Annotated in this window: 19 protein-coding genes; 9 read left to right on the top strand and 10 right to left on the bottom strand. The window is 68.9% G+C overall.

Annotated elements, in window-relative coordinates:
- Window positions 1–2 precede the first annotated feature (2 nt).
- On the bottom strand, window positions 3–488 hold the full coding sequence (gene tadA, locus J2728_RS20095) for a tRNA adenosine(34) deaminase TadA (RefSeq protein WP_310001935.1): 486 nt from the start codon (window positions 486–488) through the stop codon (window positions 3–5).
- Between the two features lie 58 nt (window positions 489–546).
- On the opposite strand from tadA, the gene J2728_RS20100 reads away from it, so the two are divergent.
- Window positions 547–1,800 carry a pseudouridine synthase gene (locus J2728_RS20100; protein WP_310001936.1) on the top strand — a complete coding sequence of 418 codons (1,254 nt, stop codon included), beginning with the start codon at window positions 547–549 and terminating at the stop codon, window positions 1,798–1,800.
- Between the two features lie 12 nt (window positions 1,801–1,812).
- Here J2728_RS20100 and J2728_RS20105 read toward each other — a convergent pair whose 3' ends face one another.
- Together J2728_RS20105 and J2728_RS20110 are read right to left on the bottom strand one after the other, a co-directional pair.
- Window positions 1,813–2,313, bottom strand: coding sequence for a cupin domain-containing protein (locus J2728_RS20105; protein ID WP_310001937.1), 501 nt, complete (start codon window positions 2,311–2,313; stop codon window positions 1,813–1,815).
- 44 nt (window positions 2,314–2,357) lie between these two features.
- Window positions 2,358–3,323: a CPBP family intramembrane glutamic endopeptidase gene (locus J2728_RS20110; protein ID WP_310001938.1), complete on the bottom strand. Its 966-nt coding sequence runs from the start codon at window positions 3,321–3,323 to the stop codon at window positions 2,358–2,360.
- 129 nt (window positions 3,324–3,452) lie between these two features.
- On the opposite strand from J2728_RS20110, the gene J2728_RS20115 reads away from it, so the two are divergent.
- Window positions 3,453–4,070: a TMEM175 family protein gene (locus J2728_RS20115; RefSeq protein WP_310001939.1), complete on the top strand. Its 618-nt coding sequence runs from the start codon at window positions 3,453–3,455 to the stop codon at window positions 4,068–4,070.
- A complete protein-coding gene (gene rsmD / locus J2728_RS20120) occupies window positions 4,070–4,636 on the top strand; it encodes a 16S rRNA (guanine(966)-N(2))-methyltransferase RsmD (protein ID WP_310001940.1) in 567 nt (188 codons plus the stop codon). The genes J2728_RS20115 and rsmD overlap by 1 nt, the downstream gene beginning before the upstream one ends.
- A 57-nt stretch (window positions 4,637–4,693) precedes the next feature.
- On the opposite strand, the gene J2728_RS20125 is transcribed toward rsmD, so the two are convergent.
- The 3 genes from J2728_RS20125 to J2728_RS20135 form a co-directional block, all read right to left on the bottom strand.
- Window positions 4,694–4,969 carry a YjhX family toxin gene (locus J2728_RS20125; protein WP_310001941.1) on the bottom strand — a complete coding sequence of 92 codons (276 nt, stop codon included), beginning with the start codon at window positions 4,967–4,969 and terminating at the stop codon, window positions 4,694–4,696.
- Window positions 4,970–5,247: 278 nt separating this feature from the next.
- Complete coding sequence (locus tag J2728_RS20130) at window positions 5,248–5,580, bottom strand: DUF3060 domain-containing protein (RefSeq protein ID WP_310001942.1); 333 nt, start codon at window positions 5,578–5,580, stop codon at window positions 5,248–5,250.
- Window positions 5,581–5,681: 101 nt separating this feature from the next.
- Window positions 5,682–7,718, bottom strand: coding sequence for an AsmA family protein (locus tag J2728_RS20135; RefSeq protein ID WP_310001943.1), 2,037 nt, complete (start codon window positions 7,716–7,718; stop codon window positions 5,682–5,684).
- Between the two features lie 144 nt (window positions 7,719–7,862).
- Between J2728_RS20135 and J2728_RS20140 the strand changes: the two genes are divergently transcribed.
- Genes J2728_RS20140 through J2728_RS20150 form a run of 3 tightly spaced genes read left to right on the top strand, consistent with a single transcriptional unit; the run spans window position 7,863 to window position 9,646 of the window.
- Complete coding sequence (locus tag J2728_RS20140; protein ID WP_310001944.1) at window positions 7,863–8,504, top strand: HAD-IA family hydrolase; 642 nt, start codon at window positions 7,863–7,865, stop codon at window positions 8,502–8,504.
- 28 nt (window positions 8,505–8,532) lie between these two features.
- Window positions 8,533–8,817, top strand: coding sequence for a 4a-hydroxytetrahydrobiopterin dehydratase (locus J2728_RS20145; RefSeq protein ID WP_310001945.1), 285 nt, complete (start codon window positions 8,533–8,535; stop codon window positions 8,815–8,817).
- A 43-nt stretch (window positions 8,818–8,860) separates the two neighbouring features.
- Window positions 8,861–9,646, top strand: a complete 786-nt coding sequence (locus tag J2728_RS20150) for an SDR family oxidoreductase (protein ID WP_310001946.1) — start codon at window positions 8,861–8,863, stop codon at window positions 9,644–9,646.
- Window positions 9,647–9,784: 138 nt separating this feature from the next.
- On the opposite strand, the gene spdR is transcribed toward J2728_RS20150, so the two are convergent.
- Window positions 9,785–10,342, bottom strand: a complete 558-nt coding sequence (spdR, locus tag J2728_RS20155) for a stationary phase response regulator transcription factor SpdR (protein WP_013077392.1) — start codon at window positions 10,340–10,342, stop codon at window positions 9,785–9,787.
- Window positions 10,343–10,417: 75 nt separating this feature from the next.
- Entirely contained in the window at window positions 10,418–11,818 is a 1,401-nt protein-coding gene (locus J2728_RS20160; protein WP_310001947.1) for an ActS/PrrB/RegB family redox-sensitive histidine kinase, read from the bottom strand.
- Window positions 11,819–11,892: 74 nt separating this feature from the next.
- Here J2728_RS20160 and J2728_RS20165 point away from each other — a divergent pair, with 74 nt between their 5' ends.
- Window positions 11,893–12,477: an SCO family protein gene (locus J2728_RS20165; RefSeq protein WP_310001948.1), complete on the top strand. Its 585-nt coding sequence runs from the start codon at window positions 11,893–11,895 to the stop codon at window positions 12,475–12,477.
- A 14-nt stretch (window positions 12,478–12,491) separates the two neighbouring features.
- Here J2728_RS20165 and J2728_RS20170 read toward each other — a convergent pair whose 3' ends face one another.
- The gene (locus J2728_RS20170; RefSeq protein ID WP_310001949.1) at window positions 12,492–12,692 is read right to left on the bottom strand and encodes a DUF2200 family protein; all 201 of its coding nucleotides are present in this window, start codon (window positions 12,690–12,692) and stop codon (window positions 12,492–12,494) included.
- Between the two features lie 154 nt (window positions 12,693–12,846).
- On the opposite strand from J2728_RS20170, the gene J2728_RS20175 reads away from it, so the two are divergent.
- Both J2728_RS20175 and J2728_RS20180 read left to right on the top strand, forming a co-directional pair.
- On the top strand, window positions 12,847–14,109 hold the full coding sequence (locus J2728_RS20175; RefSeq protein WP_310001951.1) for a polyhydroxyalkanoate depolymerase: 1,263 nt from the start codon (window positions 12,847–12,849) through the stop codon (window positions 14,107–14,109).
- A 251-nt stretch (window positions 14,110–14,360) separates the two neighbouring features.
- A complete protein-coding gene (locus tag J2728_RS20180; protein ID WP_310001952.1) occupies window positions 14,361–15,080 on the top strand; it encodes a M48 family metallopeptidase in 720 nt (239 codons plus the stop codon).
- 123 nt (window positions 15,081–15,203) lie between these two features.
- Here the strand turns inward: J2728_RS20180 and J2728_RS20190 are convergent, their stop codons facing one another.
- The gene (locus tag J2728_RS20190) at window positions 15,204–17,159 is read right to left on the bottom strand and encodes a transglycosylase domain-containing protein (protein ID WP_310001953.1); all 1,956 of its coding nucleotides are present in this window, start codon (window positions 17,157–17,159) and stop codon (window positions 15,204–15,206) included.
- Between the last annotated feature and the right edge of the window lie 166 nt (window positions 17,160–17,325).

Raw genomic sequence — 17,325 nt, forward strand, 5'->3', positions numbered from 1 at the left:
GTTCAGCTTTTCACCTTCCGGCGCGCCCGGAAGAAGCCGCGCAGGAGCTCGGCGCTCTCCTCGGCCAGCACGCCGCCCGTGACCTCCGGCCGCCAGTGGCAGGTGGCTTGAGCGAAGAACTTGGGGCCATGGACGACGGCGCCGCCCTTCGGATCCTCGGCCCCGAACACCACCCGGCCGATCCGCGCGTGGCTGATCGCGCCGGCGCACATGGCGCAGGGCTCCAGGGTCACGACCAGGGTGAGATCGGTCAGGCGATAGTTCTCGAGCTTGGCGGCCGCGGCCCGCATGGCCGCGATCTCGGCGTGGGCGGTGGGATCGTGGGCGGCGATCGGGCCGTTGCCGGCCGCGGCGATGACCTCGCCGGTCTTGGGATCAAGGATCACCGCGCCGACCGGCGTCTCGCCCGCCTCGGCGGCCGCCCGGGCCGCGTCCAGCGCCAGGCGCATCGCGTGGTGGTCTTGATCCTCGTCCTGATCGGTGCGCATTAGCAGACCTTGAAAAAGCCCATCGTGAGATGCGCCCAGCCCAAGAAGGACGCCCAGTATGACAAAGCCACACGATCCCCTGTACGAGCCTGAACTCGACGGTCAAGACGGCGATCTTGACGGAGGCCCGGGCGAGCGGGTGGCCAAGGCCCTGGCGCGGGCGGGCGTGGCCTCGCGGCGCGAGGTCGAGCGGCTGATCGAGGCCGGCCGCGTGGCGATCAACGGCAAGGTGCTGACGACGCCGGCGATCAAGGTCAGGCCGGGCGACTTTCTGACCGTCGATGGCCAGCTGGTGGCCGAGCGCGAGCCGACACGGATCTTCCGCTACCACAAGCCCACCGGCCTGATGACCACCCACAACGACCCCAAGGGCCGGCCGACGGTGTTCCAGACCCTGCCCAAGGATCTGCCGCGCCTGATCTCGGTCGGGCGCCTGGACTTGAACTCCGAGGGCCTCCTGCTGCTGACTAACGACGGCGAGCTGTCGCGGGCGCTGGAGACCCCCAGCAACGCCTGGGTCCGCCGCTATCGCGCCCGCGCCTTCGGCGACACCACCCAGGCCAAGCTCGACACCCTGAAGGACGGCGTGACGATCGAGGGCGTCAAGTACGGCCCGATCGAGGCCAAGCTGGACAAGGCCCACGACAAGGCGGGCGGCGGCAAGAACATCTGGATCACGGTCTCGCTGTCGGAAGGCAAGAACCGCGAGGTCCGCAAGGTGCTGGAGTCGGTCGGCCTGAAGGTCAATCGCCTGATCCGCATGTCCTACGGTCCGTTCGCCCTGGCGACCCTGGCCGCCGGCCAGATCGAGGAGGTCGGGCCCCGGGTGATCCGCGAGCTCCTGGAAGGCGTCGTGCCGCCCGAGAACATGCCGACCGGCGATCGTCCGAAGTTCACGGGCATCGCCAATCCGGTGAAGGCCCCGGGCACGGACGGCGGCGGCGAGCTCCAGCGTCGGGGCGTCCCGCGCGCCGATCGCGAGCTGAAGCCCGCCACGCCGGAAAAGCCGGAGAAGCCGGTCTACAAGGCCGGCTGGGCCAAGCCCAAGAAGAAGGTCTCGCCGCACGCGCCGGCCAAGGGCGCGGCCAAGCCCAAGCGCGCGCCCAAGTCGCTCGACACCAAGTTCATCGACGACCGCAAGCCTGCCCAGCGCGGCAAGCCGGCGGCGCGTCCCGCAGGCAAGCCCGCCCCCAAGGCGGCCGACGGCGCCGCGCGCCGGGTGTCGGAGAAGTCCGGCAAGCCGATGGGGCGTCCCAGCCCTCGCCCCGCCAGCGGCCGAGGCCCGGCGCCGCGCGGTGGTCCCAAGCGCTAGAGCGCGTTCGGCCTACTTTCCGGCGGGCAGCTTGATCCCCAGCAGGACCAGCCGCTCGCCGGTGATCCCAAACCAGTGCGGAACGCCGGCGGGAACCAGGATCACGTCGCCTGGGGCCAGCGGCCGGGTCACGCCGCCGTCGATCCGGCTGCCCTCGACCAGGGTGGGGTTGCTGACCTTGGGATCGGCCATGACGCCGCCCGAGAGCAGCGTTCCCGACCCCTCCAGCACGATGGCGTACTCGGCCTGGTCGGGATGAACGGCGGGGCGTCCGGGCTTCTTCCAGATTTCGATCGCCGCCACGTTCGCGCCGTCGCGGACCAGGGGGCGCCACATGAAGCCCTGGTCGGGCCTCATCTCGGCCAGCATCTGGCGCAGCTGGGCCTGGACATCCGCGGCGCTCGCGAAACTGGTCGGGTCGGCGGGAGCGGGACTGGTCCCAGCGATCGCGCCGCCGCCAAACGGCGCGACGAGCGCCAGCGCCATCGCGCCGATCATGAGGGGTCTGGCCATGGTCTCCACCCTAGGTTTGGACCTTGTGGTCCTTGATTTCAGCCTCACGCCGCCGCCGGCGTTTGCTCGCGCGTCCAGCGGCGCAGGGCCGGCCAACGGGCCGCCAGTTCGGCGACGCCGATCAGGCCGGCCAGCATGACGAGGGCGCTGGCGATCAGGCCGGCCTTGAACTCGTGCGGCGCGTCGGGGCGCGTGGTCATCGGGCGGATCAGCAACAGGATCACGGCGTTGTTGGCCGCGTGGGCGCCGATGCCCAGCTCGATGCCGCCCAGGCGCAGCGCCATCCAGGTCAGGCCCGCCCCCATGGCGACGCGGACCAGGAAGGCGTCGATGTTGGGGTCGAAGTGGATCACGGCGAATAGCAAGCCGTTCAGCGCCATCAGCACGATCGGATCGCGGACATAGGCGGCGCTTTGCTTCAGCAGCCAGCCGCGGAACACCAGCTCCTCGGCCGCGGCGGCCAGGATTAGCAAGCCGATGGCCATCGCGGCGTAGAGCGCGCGCCCGACCAGGTTCGGCGAGACGCGCCACAACGGCGGATCGATGGTCTGGCCGGTGATGGCCGCGATGGTCACCAGACCCGTCATCGCCCCGCCGACAATTACGAGCCCGCCGACCAGCAGGCGCTTGCGGAAGCGTCCGCCGCTGTTGACGTATTCGGTGATCTTGCGGTGGTGGATCGCGCCGGCCGCGTAGACGAAGCCGACCGCCGCGCCCAGATTGACGCCGGCCAGCACCGCTAGCAGGAACAGGGACTGCCGCGCCGACGGATCGGTCAGGGTGGGGTCGCTGAAGATTCGGAACAGATCGCCGGCCGCCGGCGCGCCGTCCAGGCCGCTGACGATCAGCAGGGCCGCCAGGGTCGCGGTGATCGCGCCGAGCAGGGCGGCCACGGCGCCGGCCAGAACGCCGACCGGCACGGCGAAGATGGTTCGCCACGGGTCGCGGTCGTACGGCGTCAGGTCGCCTAGAAAGGGCGAACGCCTCGCCGCCTCCAGGATCTCGCCCATGCGCATCGTTCGATCGCCCTTCCCTTCACAGGCGACTAAGAGGGGGCGGCGGCTCACTTGTAAAGCGCGCGCTTGCCGCGGCGCGTCGACGGCGGCACACATCCCGTTACGGGTTGTAAGAGGGACACGATGAGCGATCGAGATTCGGGCAGGGGCGACGCGCACCTGCATCGGCTGGTGCTGTTCTCGGACGCGGTCTTCGCGATCGCCATCACCCTGCTGGCGATCGAGATTCATCCGCCGGAACACTGGCATGGCGCCGCGGATCTGTTCGGGCAAATGGGGCCAAAGCTGCTGTCCTACGCCGTCAGTTTCGCGGTGATCGGTGTCTGCTGGTTCAGCCACAGGCGCGTGTTCTCCAGGCTGGTTCGCGCCGATGGCGGCCTGGACTTCACGAACTTCCTGGTGCTGGGGCTGATCGGTTTGCTGCCCCTGGGCACGGAGCTGCTTTGGGAGCAGCGGGGCGGCCAGGCCTTGCCGATCTATGTCGGCCAGGTGGCGTTGATCGGCGTCGCGATGGGCGCGGTCTGGGGCTACGCCGCCTTCATCGGCAAGCTGACCGAGCCCATGCCCGCGGCTGAGGCCTGGTTCATCTGGCTGCGGGTGACCCTGCTGCCCGGCCTGATGTGCGGCCTGACCATGTTCAGCATCGTCCATCCTTGGGGATGGGCGTTGATGGCGCTTCTCGTGTTCGGCTTGTCCTGGCTGGGCCGTCGGATCGTCCGCGCCCCCGCGAAGGCCGCCTGATGCGCATCGTCTCGGGCCAATATCGCGGCAAGCCGATCGTCGCCCCGCCCGGCGGCGCCACTCGCCCCACCTCCGACCGCGCGCGCCAGGCGGTGTTCAACATCCTGGAGCACGCCGCCTGGGCGCCGGAGCTTCACGGCGCGCGGGTGATCGACGTCTTCGCCGGCTCGGGCGCGCTGGGCCTGGAAGCCCTGTCGCGCGGGGCCAGCTTCTGCCTGTTCGTCGAGACCGACGACGCCGCGCGCGGCGCGATCCGCGAGAACATCGACGCCATGACCCTGTTTGGCGTCACCCGCGTGCATCGTCGCGACGCCACCGACCTGGGGGCCCGCCCGGCCAGCGCCGGCGCGCCGTTCGATATCGCCTTTCTCGATCCGCCCTACGCCAAGGGCCTGGGCGAGAAGGCCGTGGCCGAGCTGAAGGCCCACGATTGGCTGGCGCCGGGCGCCATCCTGATGTTCGAGCGCGGCCGGGACGAGCGCGATCCCGTCCTGGAAGGCTTCGAACAGATCGACGCGCGCGACTATGGCGCCGCGCGCGTCCTGTTCTTCAAGATGACGAGCTAGAAGCTCGTCATCCCGGAAGCCTCGAAGAGGCTATCCGGGATCCAGAGGCAGGCGATGTCACCACGCCCGCGCGCCCACCCGATTGTCGAGTTGGGCGCGGAGGTTGGCCAGACCCTGTCGCGTGATGCGGTAGGGGCCGCCGTCCTGGCTGGCGATCAGACGTTTGCGCTTCAGCGACTGGAAGACCCCGACGGTGCAGTCGGCGAGGGTCCACCCGTCGCGGGTCACGCAATAGGCCGTGACGACGCGGCCCTTCTCGTCGCGTTCGAGGTCGATCCGGCCGCCTTGGGCCAGGGCGTGCAGCGTCCTTTGCTGCGGTTTGGAGATGTTCAAGGGAGTGTCCGAGAGATCGAGGCATACGATCGCGCAACCGCCTGGCGACTGCGCGGGCGGATAGCGGGCCTAGCGACTTTCGAACCGAGGTTCGGAGCCTGTTAGGCCCGGACCTCGCGCACAATCTCGGACATCAACCACACAGGATCGGGTTCACGATGAAGATAGACGGCCTTGCCCGGTCCGCAAGTCCCGACGCTCGGCCCTATTCCGTCTGACCATGGGGGGCTGGGCGCCTGTCCGACCTCCCGGACAGACAGGCTCCACGCCTAGAACCTTCAGGGGGCCTTGCCGACGTTGTTGTCCACGCCGCTGATGTTGACGCGCGGCGGACGGCTCGAGCGCCACTGGACCGTTTGGTCCGTGCCGTTGACCTCCACCATGGCGCCGGGCTTGAGGTCGATGACAACCTTGCTGCCGCTTCCCGAGAGCGTCAGGCTCGCGCAGGCGCCGGTGAAGGTCAGAACGTGGTCCACGCCGTCGACCGTCACGTCGCGTCCTTCGCAAGCGATGGAGCGCTTGTGGCCCACGCCGCTGATCTCGATGGGCGAATTGGCGGGAGGCGCGGCGGCGAGGCCAGCCGAGAGCGCGAGCACGGCGAACGAAATCATCAGGCGAACCCTTTGTTGGACCTAGGTCGCGCCAGCCAGGGCAAGGCGTGACCTTCAGCGCAAACGCCCCGACGGCGCGGAGGTTTCCGCCGGAGGCGGCCCTACTTCTTGGCCTTGGCCGGCGTGGTCTGGGACACCTTCACCGGCGCGCCCTGCTGGCGGGCGTCGCTGACCAGGCTGGCGCAGTCGGCGTCCTTGGCCTCGCCGGCGGTGAGGAAGGGCAGCAGCAGGGCGGCGGGATTGACCAGCGAGGCGAGGGCCGCGGCCACGCCGCCTTGACCAACCGCCTTCGTGGGGTCGAGGCTGATCTTCGGCGCCAGGAACGGCCCCCGGATCGTGATCGGGATGAACAGACGCACCAGGCGCGGCTTCTTGCTGTCGCCCTCGATGCGGAAATCCATCCGCTCGGTCGCCAGATTGATGGTCCCGCGCCCACGCGCCAGCACCACGCCGGTGTCGGCGACCAGGTGGTTGGTGGTCATGACGCCGTTCTTGACCGAGAAGTCGGCGACGGCGCAGCGCACGGGCGTCTCCTTGTCGCTCTTGGACAGCAGCAGGATCAGGCCCTTGGAGGCGTTGACCCCGAGCAGCTCGGCGAAGGCCTGGCGCATCTGGCCGCGGGGCGCGACCAGCGTCACCTCGCCATTGGCGGTCGAGGCGGCGCGGTGGACGCTGTTCCCAACCCCCGTCAGCTTGGCGCGGGCCATCACCGATCCCGAGATCGCGGGCTTGCCGTCGCTCTGGATGGGGATGAACTCCTCGATCCGGCCGTTGGTCAGCCGCACGTCGAGATCGGTGCGGGGCACGGCGGGACGGGCGTCCAGGCGAACCTTCCCGCGCAGGTCGCCGTGCGAGAAGGTGAAGGCCAGCGGATCGAGGGTCAGCACGCCGTCTTGGAGGACGGCGTCGACGCTGACCTTGCGCAGCGGCAGGTTCGGGGCGTTCACGGCTTCGGCGCGATAGCTGACCTTGGCGTCCATGGCGCGGACGCGCTCGACCTGCAGCGTGGCGTCGGGCAGCAGGCGCTGGGTGGCGTCGCGCTGGGCGGCTTCCACCTTCTGGCCGGCCGAGGCGGTCTCGCCGCGGCCCGTGGCCGGCGCGGCGCCGACCAGGCTGCCCAGGTCGTCGAAGTCCAGGCGCTTCGAACGCAGATCGGCTTCCAGGTAAGGCCGCTCGCGCCCGGTCAGCACGAACAGATCGCCGGCGATGTCGCTGTCGCCGATCCGGCCGGTCAGCTTCTGGAAGTCGTAGCGCTGACCTTTTCGGACCATGCGACCCGAGACGCGGTAGGGCGGCGTGTTGGGCAGGGTCAGGCCGGTCAGATCGTGCAGCCGGTTCAGGTCCGCGCCGGAGACGGTCAGGTCGGTCTCGAAGCGGCCGAGGTCGAAGGGCTTGGTGACCTGGCCGTGGGCGACGATCCGCGTTGATCCAGCGCGCACCTGGGCGTCGAACGGATAGGGGCGGCTTGGCGAGATGTTCAGCAGCGGCCCGCCGCTGATCTCGGCCGTGAAGGCGGACCGGTTGAGGGTCCCGTTGCCCTCCAGCACGAAGCGTCCGCCGCGATCGCCAGCGCGTTCCTGGGCGTTCACCGAGCCGACGAACAGCGTCCCGCGCTGGCGGTCGTCGAAGCGCAGCTTGCCGTCGTTGATCACGAAGCGCTGAACGGCGGGCAGCTTCAGAGGCTTGTCGCTCTTGCCGCCGCCGAAGGTCCAGTTGGCCTTGCCGTCCTTGTCGCGCAGCAGGCGCACGTCCGGCTTGTCCAGCGCCAGATAGGGCAGGATCACGTCGCCGCGCAGCAGTGGCAGAACCTTAACCTGCACGGCGATGCGCTGGAGCTGGACCATCTGGCCGGCCTCGCGGTCGACCGTCTTGGCCCAGGCCGGCTGACCGATGCGCACCCCATAGGCCTCGGCCTTGGGCGAGAACGACCAGGGATGGACGCGCAGGTCGCCGGTAATCGCCACCTCGCGCCCCATCTGGGCCGAGGCGAAGCGGCCGAGCGGGCCGCGCAGCCAGTTCCAGTCGAAGATCACCAGGAAGGCGATGATCGCCGCGACCAGCATCAGGGCGGATCCGATGCCGATCAGGGCGCGCCGCGACAGGCCGCGCAACGGATGGCGCGGGGGCTTCGGGGGCAAGGTGGCGTCGGCGGTCGACAGCGGTGTGGCTCCGGTTGATCCCTCCTAACGCGCGAGGCGGCCGATCGTGTTCCCGACGGAGGGCTTCCCCTGGTCGCGACGGGCGGGTAGCCTCGCCCTCAAACAATCGTTTGAGGGTGGAAGATGGCGATCGAGGCGGTGATCTGGGACTTTGGCGGCGTCTTCACGACCTCGCCGTTCGAGGCCTTCCGCCGTTACGAGACCGAACGCGGACTGCCCCGGGACTTCATCCGCACGGTCAACGCCACCGATCCGGACGCCAACGCCTGGGCTAGGTTCGAACGGGCCGAGATCGACGCGGCGGCCTTCGACGTCCTGTTCCTGGAGGAAGCCACGCGACTGGGCCACGCCGTGCGTGGGGCCGAGGTGCTGCCGCTGCTGTATGGCGATATGAGGCCGCGCGTGGCGGAGGCCCTGAAGGCGTGCAAGGCTCGCTTCAAGGTCGGCTGCATCACCAACAACGTGCCGACCGGCCACGGACCCGGCATGGCCCAGAGCGCCGAAAAGGCGCTGGCGGTCGGCGAGATCATGGCCCTGTTCGACGCGGTGATCGAAAGCTCCAAGGCCGGCGTGCGCAAGCCCGATCCGCGCATCTACCAGATGATGTGCGAGCTGTTGGGCGTCGCGCCCGAGGCTTGCGTCTACCTCGACGACCTGGGGATCAACTGCAAGCCGGCGGCGGCCTTGGGCATGACGGCCATCAAGGTCTCCAGCGAGGAGCAGTTGCTGGCGGACCTTGCCGAAGCGACCGGATTGGCGTTCTGAGGGTCCAAGAGACTCTTACGGAGGAACCATGTCCCGTCCCCGGATCGGCGCGGCCGCCGCGATCGCCCAGCTCGACGGCTGGCGGATCGCGGAAGGCCACGCGGACGCCATCGCCAAGACCTTCCGGTTCGCCGACTTCAACGAAGCATTCGGCTTCATGACCCGCGTCGCCCTGATGGCCGACAAGCTCGACCATCACCCCGAGTGGTTCAATGTCTACAACCGCGTCGAGGTGCTGCTGACCACGCATGACGCCGACGGGGTGACGGAGCTCGACGTGACGCTCGCGAAGTTCATGGACAGCGCCGCCTGAAGAATTCAAACTGACGTTTGAACAATAATCGGGAGGACGCCGCATGGCGCGGAGCACGGGCCGGGTCGCCGGCAAGAAGGCCTTCATCACCGGTGGGGCCCAGGGGCTGGGCGCGGCGGCGGGGCGTCGCCTCGCCGAAGAGGGCGCCAAGGTCGCGCTGGCCGACATCAACCTGGCGGGCGCCCAGGCGGTCGCGGACGAGATCAACGCCCGCCACGGCGCCGGGACGGCCTTCGCCTATGCGCTGGACGTGACCCAGGAAGACCAGTGGATCGAGGTCCTGGAAAAGGCGGTCGGCGACATGGGCGGCCTGTCGGTGCTGGTCAACAACGCCGGCATCGGCGGCGACGGCCCGATCGAGAGCCTGGACTTCGGGCTCTGGAAGAAGGTGATGTCGGTCAATGTCGACTCGGTGTTCCTGGGCGCCAAGCACGCCCTGACCCACATGCGGGCCCACCAGCCCGGCTCGATCATCAACCTGAGCTCGATCGCCGGCCTGATCGCCAACGGCAATTCCCCGGCCTACAACGCCTCCAAGGCGGCGGTCTGGCTGCTGAGCAAGAACATCGCGCTCTACTGCGCCAAGATGAAGCTCGACATCCGCTCGAACTCCATCCACCCGACCTTCATCGACACCCCGATCCTGGATGGCTTCTCCGCCCGGTTCGGCAAGGAAGAAGCCTTCGCCAAGCTGGCCCGTCAGGTGCCCATGGGCCGGATCGGCGAGCCCGCCGACATCGCCAACGCCGTGCTCTACCTGGCCAGCGACGAAAGCAAGTTCATGACGGGCGCCGAGATCAAGGTCGACGGCGGCATCTCGGCGATGTGAGGCGGATGAAAAATCCTCCCCCTAGCGGGGGAGGTGGTCGCGAAGCGACCGGAGGGGGAAGTTCCGCTGAACTCGCGACTTCCCTCTCCGTCGGCTTCGCCGACACCTCTCCCGCTAGGGAGAGGATTTGCGCGGCGCCTACCGCGGCGCCCTTTTCGCCAGGATCCGTTGCAGGGTCCGGCGGTGCATGTTCAGGCGCCGCGCGGTTTCCGAGACGTTGTGGCCGCACATCTCGTAGACGCGCTGGATGTGCTCCCAGCGGACGCGGTCGGCGCTCATCGGGTTTTCCGGCGGCGTCGGGGCGGCGTCCTTGGCCGCCAGCAGGGCGCGGGCGACGTCGTCGGCGTCGGCGGGCTTGGAGAGGTAGTCGACCACCCCCGCCTTCACCGCCGCCACGGCCGTGGCGATGTTGCCATAGCCGGTCAGCATGATGACCTTGGCGTCCGGCCGCGCGTCGCGCACCGCCTCGACGACCTTCAGGCCCGACCCGTCCTCCAGCCGCATGTCGAGCACGGCGTGGGCCGGGGCCTGGGCGCGTAGGATCGTCAGGGCCTCGGCCACGGAAGCGGCCAGCGTCACCTCGAACCCACGCTGTTCCAGAGCTCGTCCGAGCCGGGTCCGCAGCGGGCCGTCGTCGTCCAACAGAAGCAGCGTCTTGTCCGGCAGCGCCGAAACCAGCTCACCGATATCCGCCATGAAGTCAGCGCCTCCCCGCGCCAATACTCAACAGGCCAAATAGTATTCTATCCTTCCGCGCATCCGCGTCATAACTCAAGCCCCTGTATAGCCTGGGGCTTCCAGAGCGGCGCGCGGCCAGCGGGCGGACACCACCGCGCCGCCCCTTCGACCATTACGGAAATCCACTGTCGCCCCAGTCCGTTCCAGCAAGGTCTTGGCGATGAAGAAGCCCAGCCCCATGCCGATATGGCCGGTGCGGGAGCCTTCCGCGCCCGGACGGGTGGTCACATAGGGCTCGCCCAGCTTGGCCAGCACCTCGGGCGAGAAACCCGGGCCGTCGTCGCGGGCCTCGATGACAATATGTCGCGGGTCGAAGCGGGCGATGACGATCACCTCGCTACGGGCGAAGTCGACGGCGTTCTCCACGATCGAGGTCATGGCGTGGATGATCTCGGGCCGGCGCCAGATGTCGGGCGCGGTCTCGCCGGAGGGGCCGTTGACCACGGCCTCGACCCGGATGCCGTGGACCATGTGCGGCTCGATCACGTCCTGAACCAGCTGGACCAGGCTCATGCGCTCGTGGACGGCGTCCTGGGCCTCGGGCATTTCGGTCAGGCGCTGGAGGATCTCGCGGCAGCGCGCGGCCTGGCCGATCAGGAGTTCGGCGTCCTCGCGCACCTCCTCGCTGGTGGCGTTGCGGGCCATCTCGCGCGAGACGACCGAGATGGTGGCCAGCGGCGTGCCCAGCTCGTGCGCCGCCGCCGCCGCCAGGGCGCCCAGGGCCGAGAGCCTTTGCTCGCGGGCCAGCACCGTCTCGGTCACGTTCAGGGCCAGCTCCATCCGGGCGGACTCGCTGGCCGCCTGCCAGGCGTAGGCGGCGGTCAGGATGATGCCGGCGATGCGGGCGGAGACGACGAACCACAGATTGAACGGCGAGGAATCTGGAAGGATCGGCCTGCCGTCAATGGTGGGCAGGGGCATATGGAAAATGGCCAACAGGATCGAGGCTGCGATGGCCAGCGCCCCCAGGCCCATCGCGTAGCGCGCGGGCAGGGTGGCGGCCGCCAAGGTCACCGGCGCGATCAGCAGCAAGGCGAACGGATTGTAGGCGCCGCCGGTCAGGTAGATCAGGCCGGAAAGTTGCAAGATATCGAAGGCGATCTGCGCGGTCGCTTCGCCGTCGCGGGCCATCCGCTGGCCGTTCGACGCCAGGCCCAGGAGGACGTTCAGCCAGGCCGACAGCGCCACCAGGGTGAAGCACATCGCCCAGGGCACTTGCATCTTTAGCGCCAGGCCCGAGATCAGCAGGGCGGCCGTCTGGCCGACGACCCAGGCCCAGCGCTGGGCCAGCAGGGTGCGCAGTCGAAGGCGGCTGCGGCGCAGGCCCGGCGCCGTCCAACCCCAGGCGTCGTCTTGCGCCGGCTCGTCGCCCAGCCTATCGAGCCCGTTGCGGCGCGGATCCTCGGGCATTCCAGCGAACGAGACGTCAGCCATGGCCGCAAGATTGTCCAGAATTGCGCGCTTTGCGAGCGTAAAAGGATGGACTGAGACAAAAGGATGCGCCGCCGATGCTTCGCCAACGTCTGGTCCTGATCGCCGCCTGTCTGCTGGGTCTGCTGATCGTCGGCGGCCTGGCCTGGCGGGCGAGCACGTTGCGGAACGCGCCCGCCGCCGCGGTCGGCGGCCCCTTCCAACTGGTCGACCAGAACGGCGCGCCGACCACCGAGAAGGTGCTCAAGGGCAAGTGGAGCGCGGTGTTCTTCGGCTTCACCTACTGCCCCGACGTCTGTCCGGGCACGCTTCAAGGCCTGGCGGCGGCCACCGAGCTGCTGGGCCCCGAGGCCAAGGATCTTCAGATCGTCTTCATCTCGATCGATCCAGAGCGTGACACCGCCGCGCAGATGAAGAGCTACCTGTCGGCCGACTACGTGCCCAAGTCGACGATCGGCCTGACCGGGACCCAAGCCCAGGTCGACGCCGCGGCCAAGGCCTACAAGGTCTATTACGCCAAGGTCGGGACCGGCCCCGGCTACACCATGGATCACTCGACGGCGATCTACCTGATGGACCCCAAGGGGCGCTTCACGACGGTGATCCCCTACAACCAGCCGCCGGCCGACATCGCCGCGCGGATCAAGGCGGCGATGAACTAGGCTTTCGGGTCGCGTCAGGCCCGCGGGATCTTGTCCATCGCCTTGCCCTTGGCCAGCTCGTCGATCAGCTTGTCGAGATAGCGGATCTCCCGCATCAGCGGGTCGGCCACCTCCTCGACGCGCACGCCGCACACCACGCCGGTGATTTTGGCGCGCGCCGGGTTCGGCGCGGGCGCCTCGGCGAAGCTGGTCGCGTAGAGCCTGTGCTTGGTCATCGCGATCCCCTCGCGTCGGTTCTCGGCGACCCTAGCATCGCCGCGCGCGTGCGCTAGGAAGGCTTCCGACCAAAAGCGCGCCCCGGCGCACCGCAAGACTAGACTCTGTTAGCCTTCGGTATGCTATGCTGCGATGCAACATCGCGGGTGCGACATGCTCTACGCCCTTCACGAGGCGGCCTACTACGCCTCGACTCCGATGCGCCTCGCGGCGCTGGCTGCCCGGGACTTCTGGGGATCGCCACTGAATCCGGCCGGTGACTCGGCCCTGGGCCGGCGCATGCACGCCGGCGCGGACCTGTTCGCCAACGTCACGCGGCGCTATGGCAAGCCCAAGTGGAACATCGACAAGGTCAAGGTTGGCCAGGTCGACGTCCGCGTGCGTCCGACCGTGGTGTGGGAAAGCCCCTGGGCGCGTCTGATCCAGTTCGACCGCGACATGGCTGACATGCGCCGGGCGGGCAAGTTCTCGCTGGATCCCGCGGTGCTGATCGTCGCGCCGCTGTCGGGCCACTATGCGACCCTGCTGCGCGGCACGGTCGAGGCGTTCCTGCCCGACCACGCCGTCTTCATCGTCGACTGGATCAACGCTCGGGAGGTCTCGGTCCTGGAGGGCCGCTTCGACTTCCACGACTATATCGACCACGTCATCCAGATGCTGGAGGTGCTGGGTCCGCGTCCGAACGTGGTGGCCGTCTGCCAGCCCGGCCCGCCGGTCCTGGCCGCCGCCGCCCTGATGGCCGAACAGAACCATCCGTCGCGTCCCGCCAGCATGACCTTCATGGGCTCGCCGATCGACGCGCGCCTGTCGCCGACGGTCACGAACCAGCTGGCCGAGGAAAAGCCGTTCACCTGGTTCCAGTCGAACATGATCTACACCGTGCCGCCGCCCTACGCGGGCGCGGGGCGGCGCGTCTATCCGGGCTTTGTCCAGCTGGCCAGCTTCATGAGCATGAACGCCGATCGCCACCAGGAGGCCCACCGCCGCTACTTCAACCACCTGGTCAGCGGCGACGGCGACAGCGCCGACAAGCACCTGGAGTTCTATGACGAGTACCTGTCGGTCCTGGACCTGACGGAGGAGTTCTATCTCCAGACCATCGACATCGTCTTCCAGCAGTACCTGCTGCCCAAGGGCGAGCTGACGCATCGCGGGACGCGGGTAAAGCCCGAGGCGATCACCGACATCGGCCTGATGACGGTCGAGGGCGAGAACGACGACATCTCGGGCATCGGCCAGACCCAGGCCGCACATGGCCTGTGCCCGAACATCCCCGAGGACATGAAGCTGGACTATGTCCAGCCCAGCGTCGGCCACTACGGCGTGTTCAACGGCCGCCGGTTCCGCGAGGAGATCTATCCCCGCGTCCGCGCCTTCATCCGCAAGTGCGACCCGAATTTCGCGGAAGAAGCGTAGGGGGTTCTCCATCTCCCGTTTCTCTTCTCTCGCCTTCCTAGGCCTTGTGCCTAGGACCCACGGCGACGCCAGGCGCGGCGTTTTCCATGAGACGCCGTCGAGGTGGACGATCATCTCTCGGCTCCGCGGCTCCTGAACGATGGGTCCTAGGCACAAGGCCTAGGAAGGCGAGCTGAAATATCGCCTTCGGGGATGCGCCGCCGCCGCCGTCCGCCTTGCGACGAACCCCGACGCACACGATCTTACCGCCCATGTTCTCGCGCGCGGCTCAAAGGTTCTCCGACGGCGATCGGCTAGAGATCGGCGGCTGGCCGGTGCGGCTGCGCGTCGATGGCCGGGCGCGGCGCGTGTCGCTGCGTGTCGATCGGGCCAAGTCCGAGGTCGTCGCCTTGGCGCCCAGCCCGCGCCGCCTGAACGAGGCCGTCGCCTTCGCCCAGGAGAAGTCCGGCTGGATCGCCAAGCAGCTGGAGGCCCTGCCCCAGCGCATGGGCCTGGCGCCCGGCGGCGTGCTGCGGCTGAACGACAGGCCCTATCGCCTCGAGGTCGGTCCCGGCCGCGCCCGGTTGGAAGAGGGCCGCATCGTCGCGCCCGACGATCCCAACTGGGGCTTGAAGGTTATCCGCCTGGCCAAGCGCGAGGCGCTGACCGTGCTGACCGAACGCACCGCCATTCACGCCGCCGCCCTGGGGCGGCCGATGCCGTCGGTGGCGGTGGCCGATCCGAAGGCGCGCTGGGGCTCTTGCCGGCCCGCCACGCCGCGCGCGCCGGCGGCGATCCGCTACAGCTGGCGGCTGATCCTGGCGCCGGCGGCGGTGGCCGACTACGTCGCCGCCCACGAATGCGCCCACCTGATCGAGGCCAATCACGGGCCCAAGTTCTGGGCGTTGTGCGAGCGGCTGGCCGGCGATCCGGCGCCGCACCGGGCGTGGCTGCGGGCCCACGCAGCGGAGCTGCACGCGATCGGGGCGTGAGATGAAAATCCTCCCCCCGTGGGGGAGGCGGCCGAAGGCCGGAGGGGGGCGTGGCCGGGTCTCCGGTTTCTTCCCCCTCCGTCGGCTACGCCGACACCTCCCCCGCTAGGGGGACGATTTTGATCAGTAAGGCAGCTGCCCAGGCGGCGGAGCGGTTCCGGCCGGGGTCTCGGCCGCCGGGCCGTCGGGCGTCGGCGCCGGATTGAGCAGCTCGTCGATCGGGTCGGGCGCTTCCGGCGGCGGGGCGACACCGCCGGGGATGGGCGTGGCCTTCAGGCGCGGCAAGGCCGCCGTCATGAAATTGCGCCAGATTTCCGCCGGCGCCCCGCCGCCGGTCACGCGGCGCATCGTGGTATTGTCGTCCTTGCCGGTCCAGACGGCGGTCACGAAGCCGCCCGTGTAGCCGACGAACCAGGCGTCGCGGTAATCGCTGGTGGTGCCGGTCTTGCCGGCGATGTCGTAGCCGCCGACGCGGGCGCGCGTCCCGGTGCCCGAGCTCACGACCTCGCGCATCATCTGGTTCATGTACTGCAGGGCCGGCGAGCCGATCACGGCGGCGCGGGCCTGCTTGTCGACATTGTGGTCGTACAGGACCTTGCCCTTGGCCGTGCGGATGCGCTCGATGCCGTAGCCCTTGGCCAGGAAGCCGCCGTTGGCGAACGGGGCGTAGGCCTGGGCCATCTCCATCGGCGACACCTCGACGGCGCCCAGGGCCATCGACGGGTCCAGCTGGATCTTGCTGGTGATCCCCAGGCGGCGGGCTGTATTGGCGACATTGCTGGTGCCGACCTCGCTGGCCAGGCGCGCGGCGACCGTATTGATCGACTGGGCCAGGGCCGTCTGCATCGTGATCGCGCCGAGGTATTTGCCGGTGTAGTTGCGCGGCTCCCAGTTGCCGATCTTCACCGGCTCGTCGACCACCACCACGTCGGGCGTGCGGCCCTGCTCCATGGCGGTGAGGTAGACGAACGGCTTGAAGGCCGAGCCGGCCTGGCGGCGGGCGGTGGTGGCGCGGTCGAACTGGCTTTCGGCGTAGTCGGCGCCGCCGACATAGGCCCGGATGCGGCCCTCGCCGTCGATGGCGACCAGCGCCGACTGCTGGACGCCCTGCTTTTCATAGCTCTCGACGCCCTGTTTCACGGCGCGCTCGGCCGCGACCTGGATCGGCAGGTCCAGCGTCGTCTCCACCACCAGGTCCTCGGTCGGCTCGCCGACCAGCGAGCGGACCTGGGCGTCGATATAGTCGGTGAAGTACTGGGCGCGCTGGTTGGCCAGGGTGGCCGAGACCTGCACCGGGGTGCTGAAGGCCTGGTCGCGCTGCTCGGGCGTGATGGCCTTGATGCGCACCATCTCGTCCAGAACGATGGTGGCGCGGCGGGCGGCGCGCTCCTTGGCCGAGACCGGCGAATAGCGGGCTGGGCCCTTCATCATGCCGGCCAGCAGGGCGGCCTCGCCGACCGACAGCTCCCGGGCGGGCTTGTTGAAATAGCGCTGCGAGGCGGCCTCGATGCCATAGGCGCCGGCGCCGAAATAGACCCGGTTCATATAGAGGGCCAGGATCTGCTTCTTGGAGAACTTCATCTCCAGCCAGACGGCCAGGATCAGCTCCTGGGCCTTGCGGCGATAGTTCTGGGCCGGGCTCAGGAACAGGTTGCGGGCCAGCTGCTGGGTGATGGTCGAGCCGCCGCGTTGGGGACCGTCATGGGTGGCGTTCCAGATCGCCGAGCGGATGATGCCCCAGGGGTTGAAGCCGAAGTGGTGGTAGAACTGGCGGTCCTCGATCGCCACGAAGGCGGCCGGCACGTATTCGGGCAAGGCGTCGATGTCGACCGGCGGCGCGTACTGGCTGCCGCGCACGGCCAAGAGCGCGCCCGAGCGGTCCAGATAGTTGATCGAGGGCTGGCGCTTGACGTCATACAGGGTCGAGGTGTCGGGCAGGTCGCGGGCGAACACCGCGAAAAAGGCCACGACGAAGATCAGGCCCCAGACGCCGAGCACGGTTCCCCAATAGACCAGGGCCTGAAGCGGGGTGCGTTGCGGCTTCGCCGGCTTGTTTCCGCCGAAGGGTCCGTTCGCCATGTTGGTATCGTTCCTGCGCGCGCCGGGGGTCTTTGAGCGCGTTCCGTTTAGCCGAACCCCACAAAACGCGCGACAAGATTGACGAGATATGAACGCGGCGGTTTTCAGGCGCTCTTGGGCTCGGAGCACGTTTGAGCGGTTTAAGCGCCCACGCCTGAACCTAACG

This window comes from Caulobacter segnis (assembly GCF_031454995.1).
Classification (GTDB): Bacteria; Pseudomonadota; Alphaproteobacteria; order Caulobacterales; family Caulobacteraceae; genus Caulobacter; species Caulobacter segnis_E.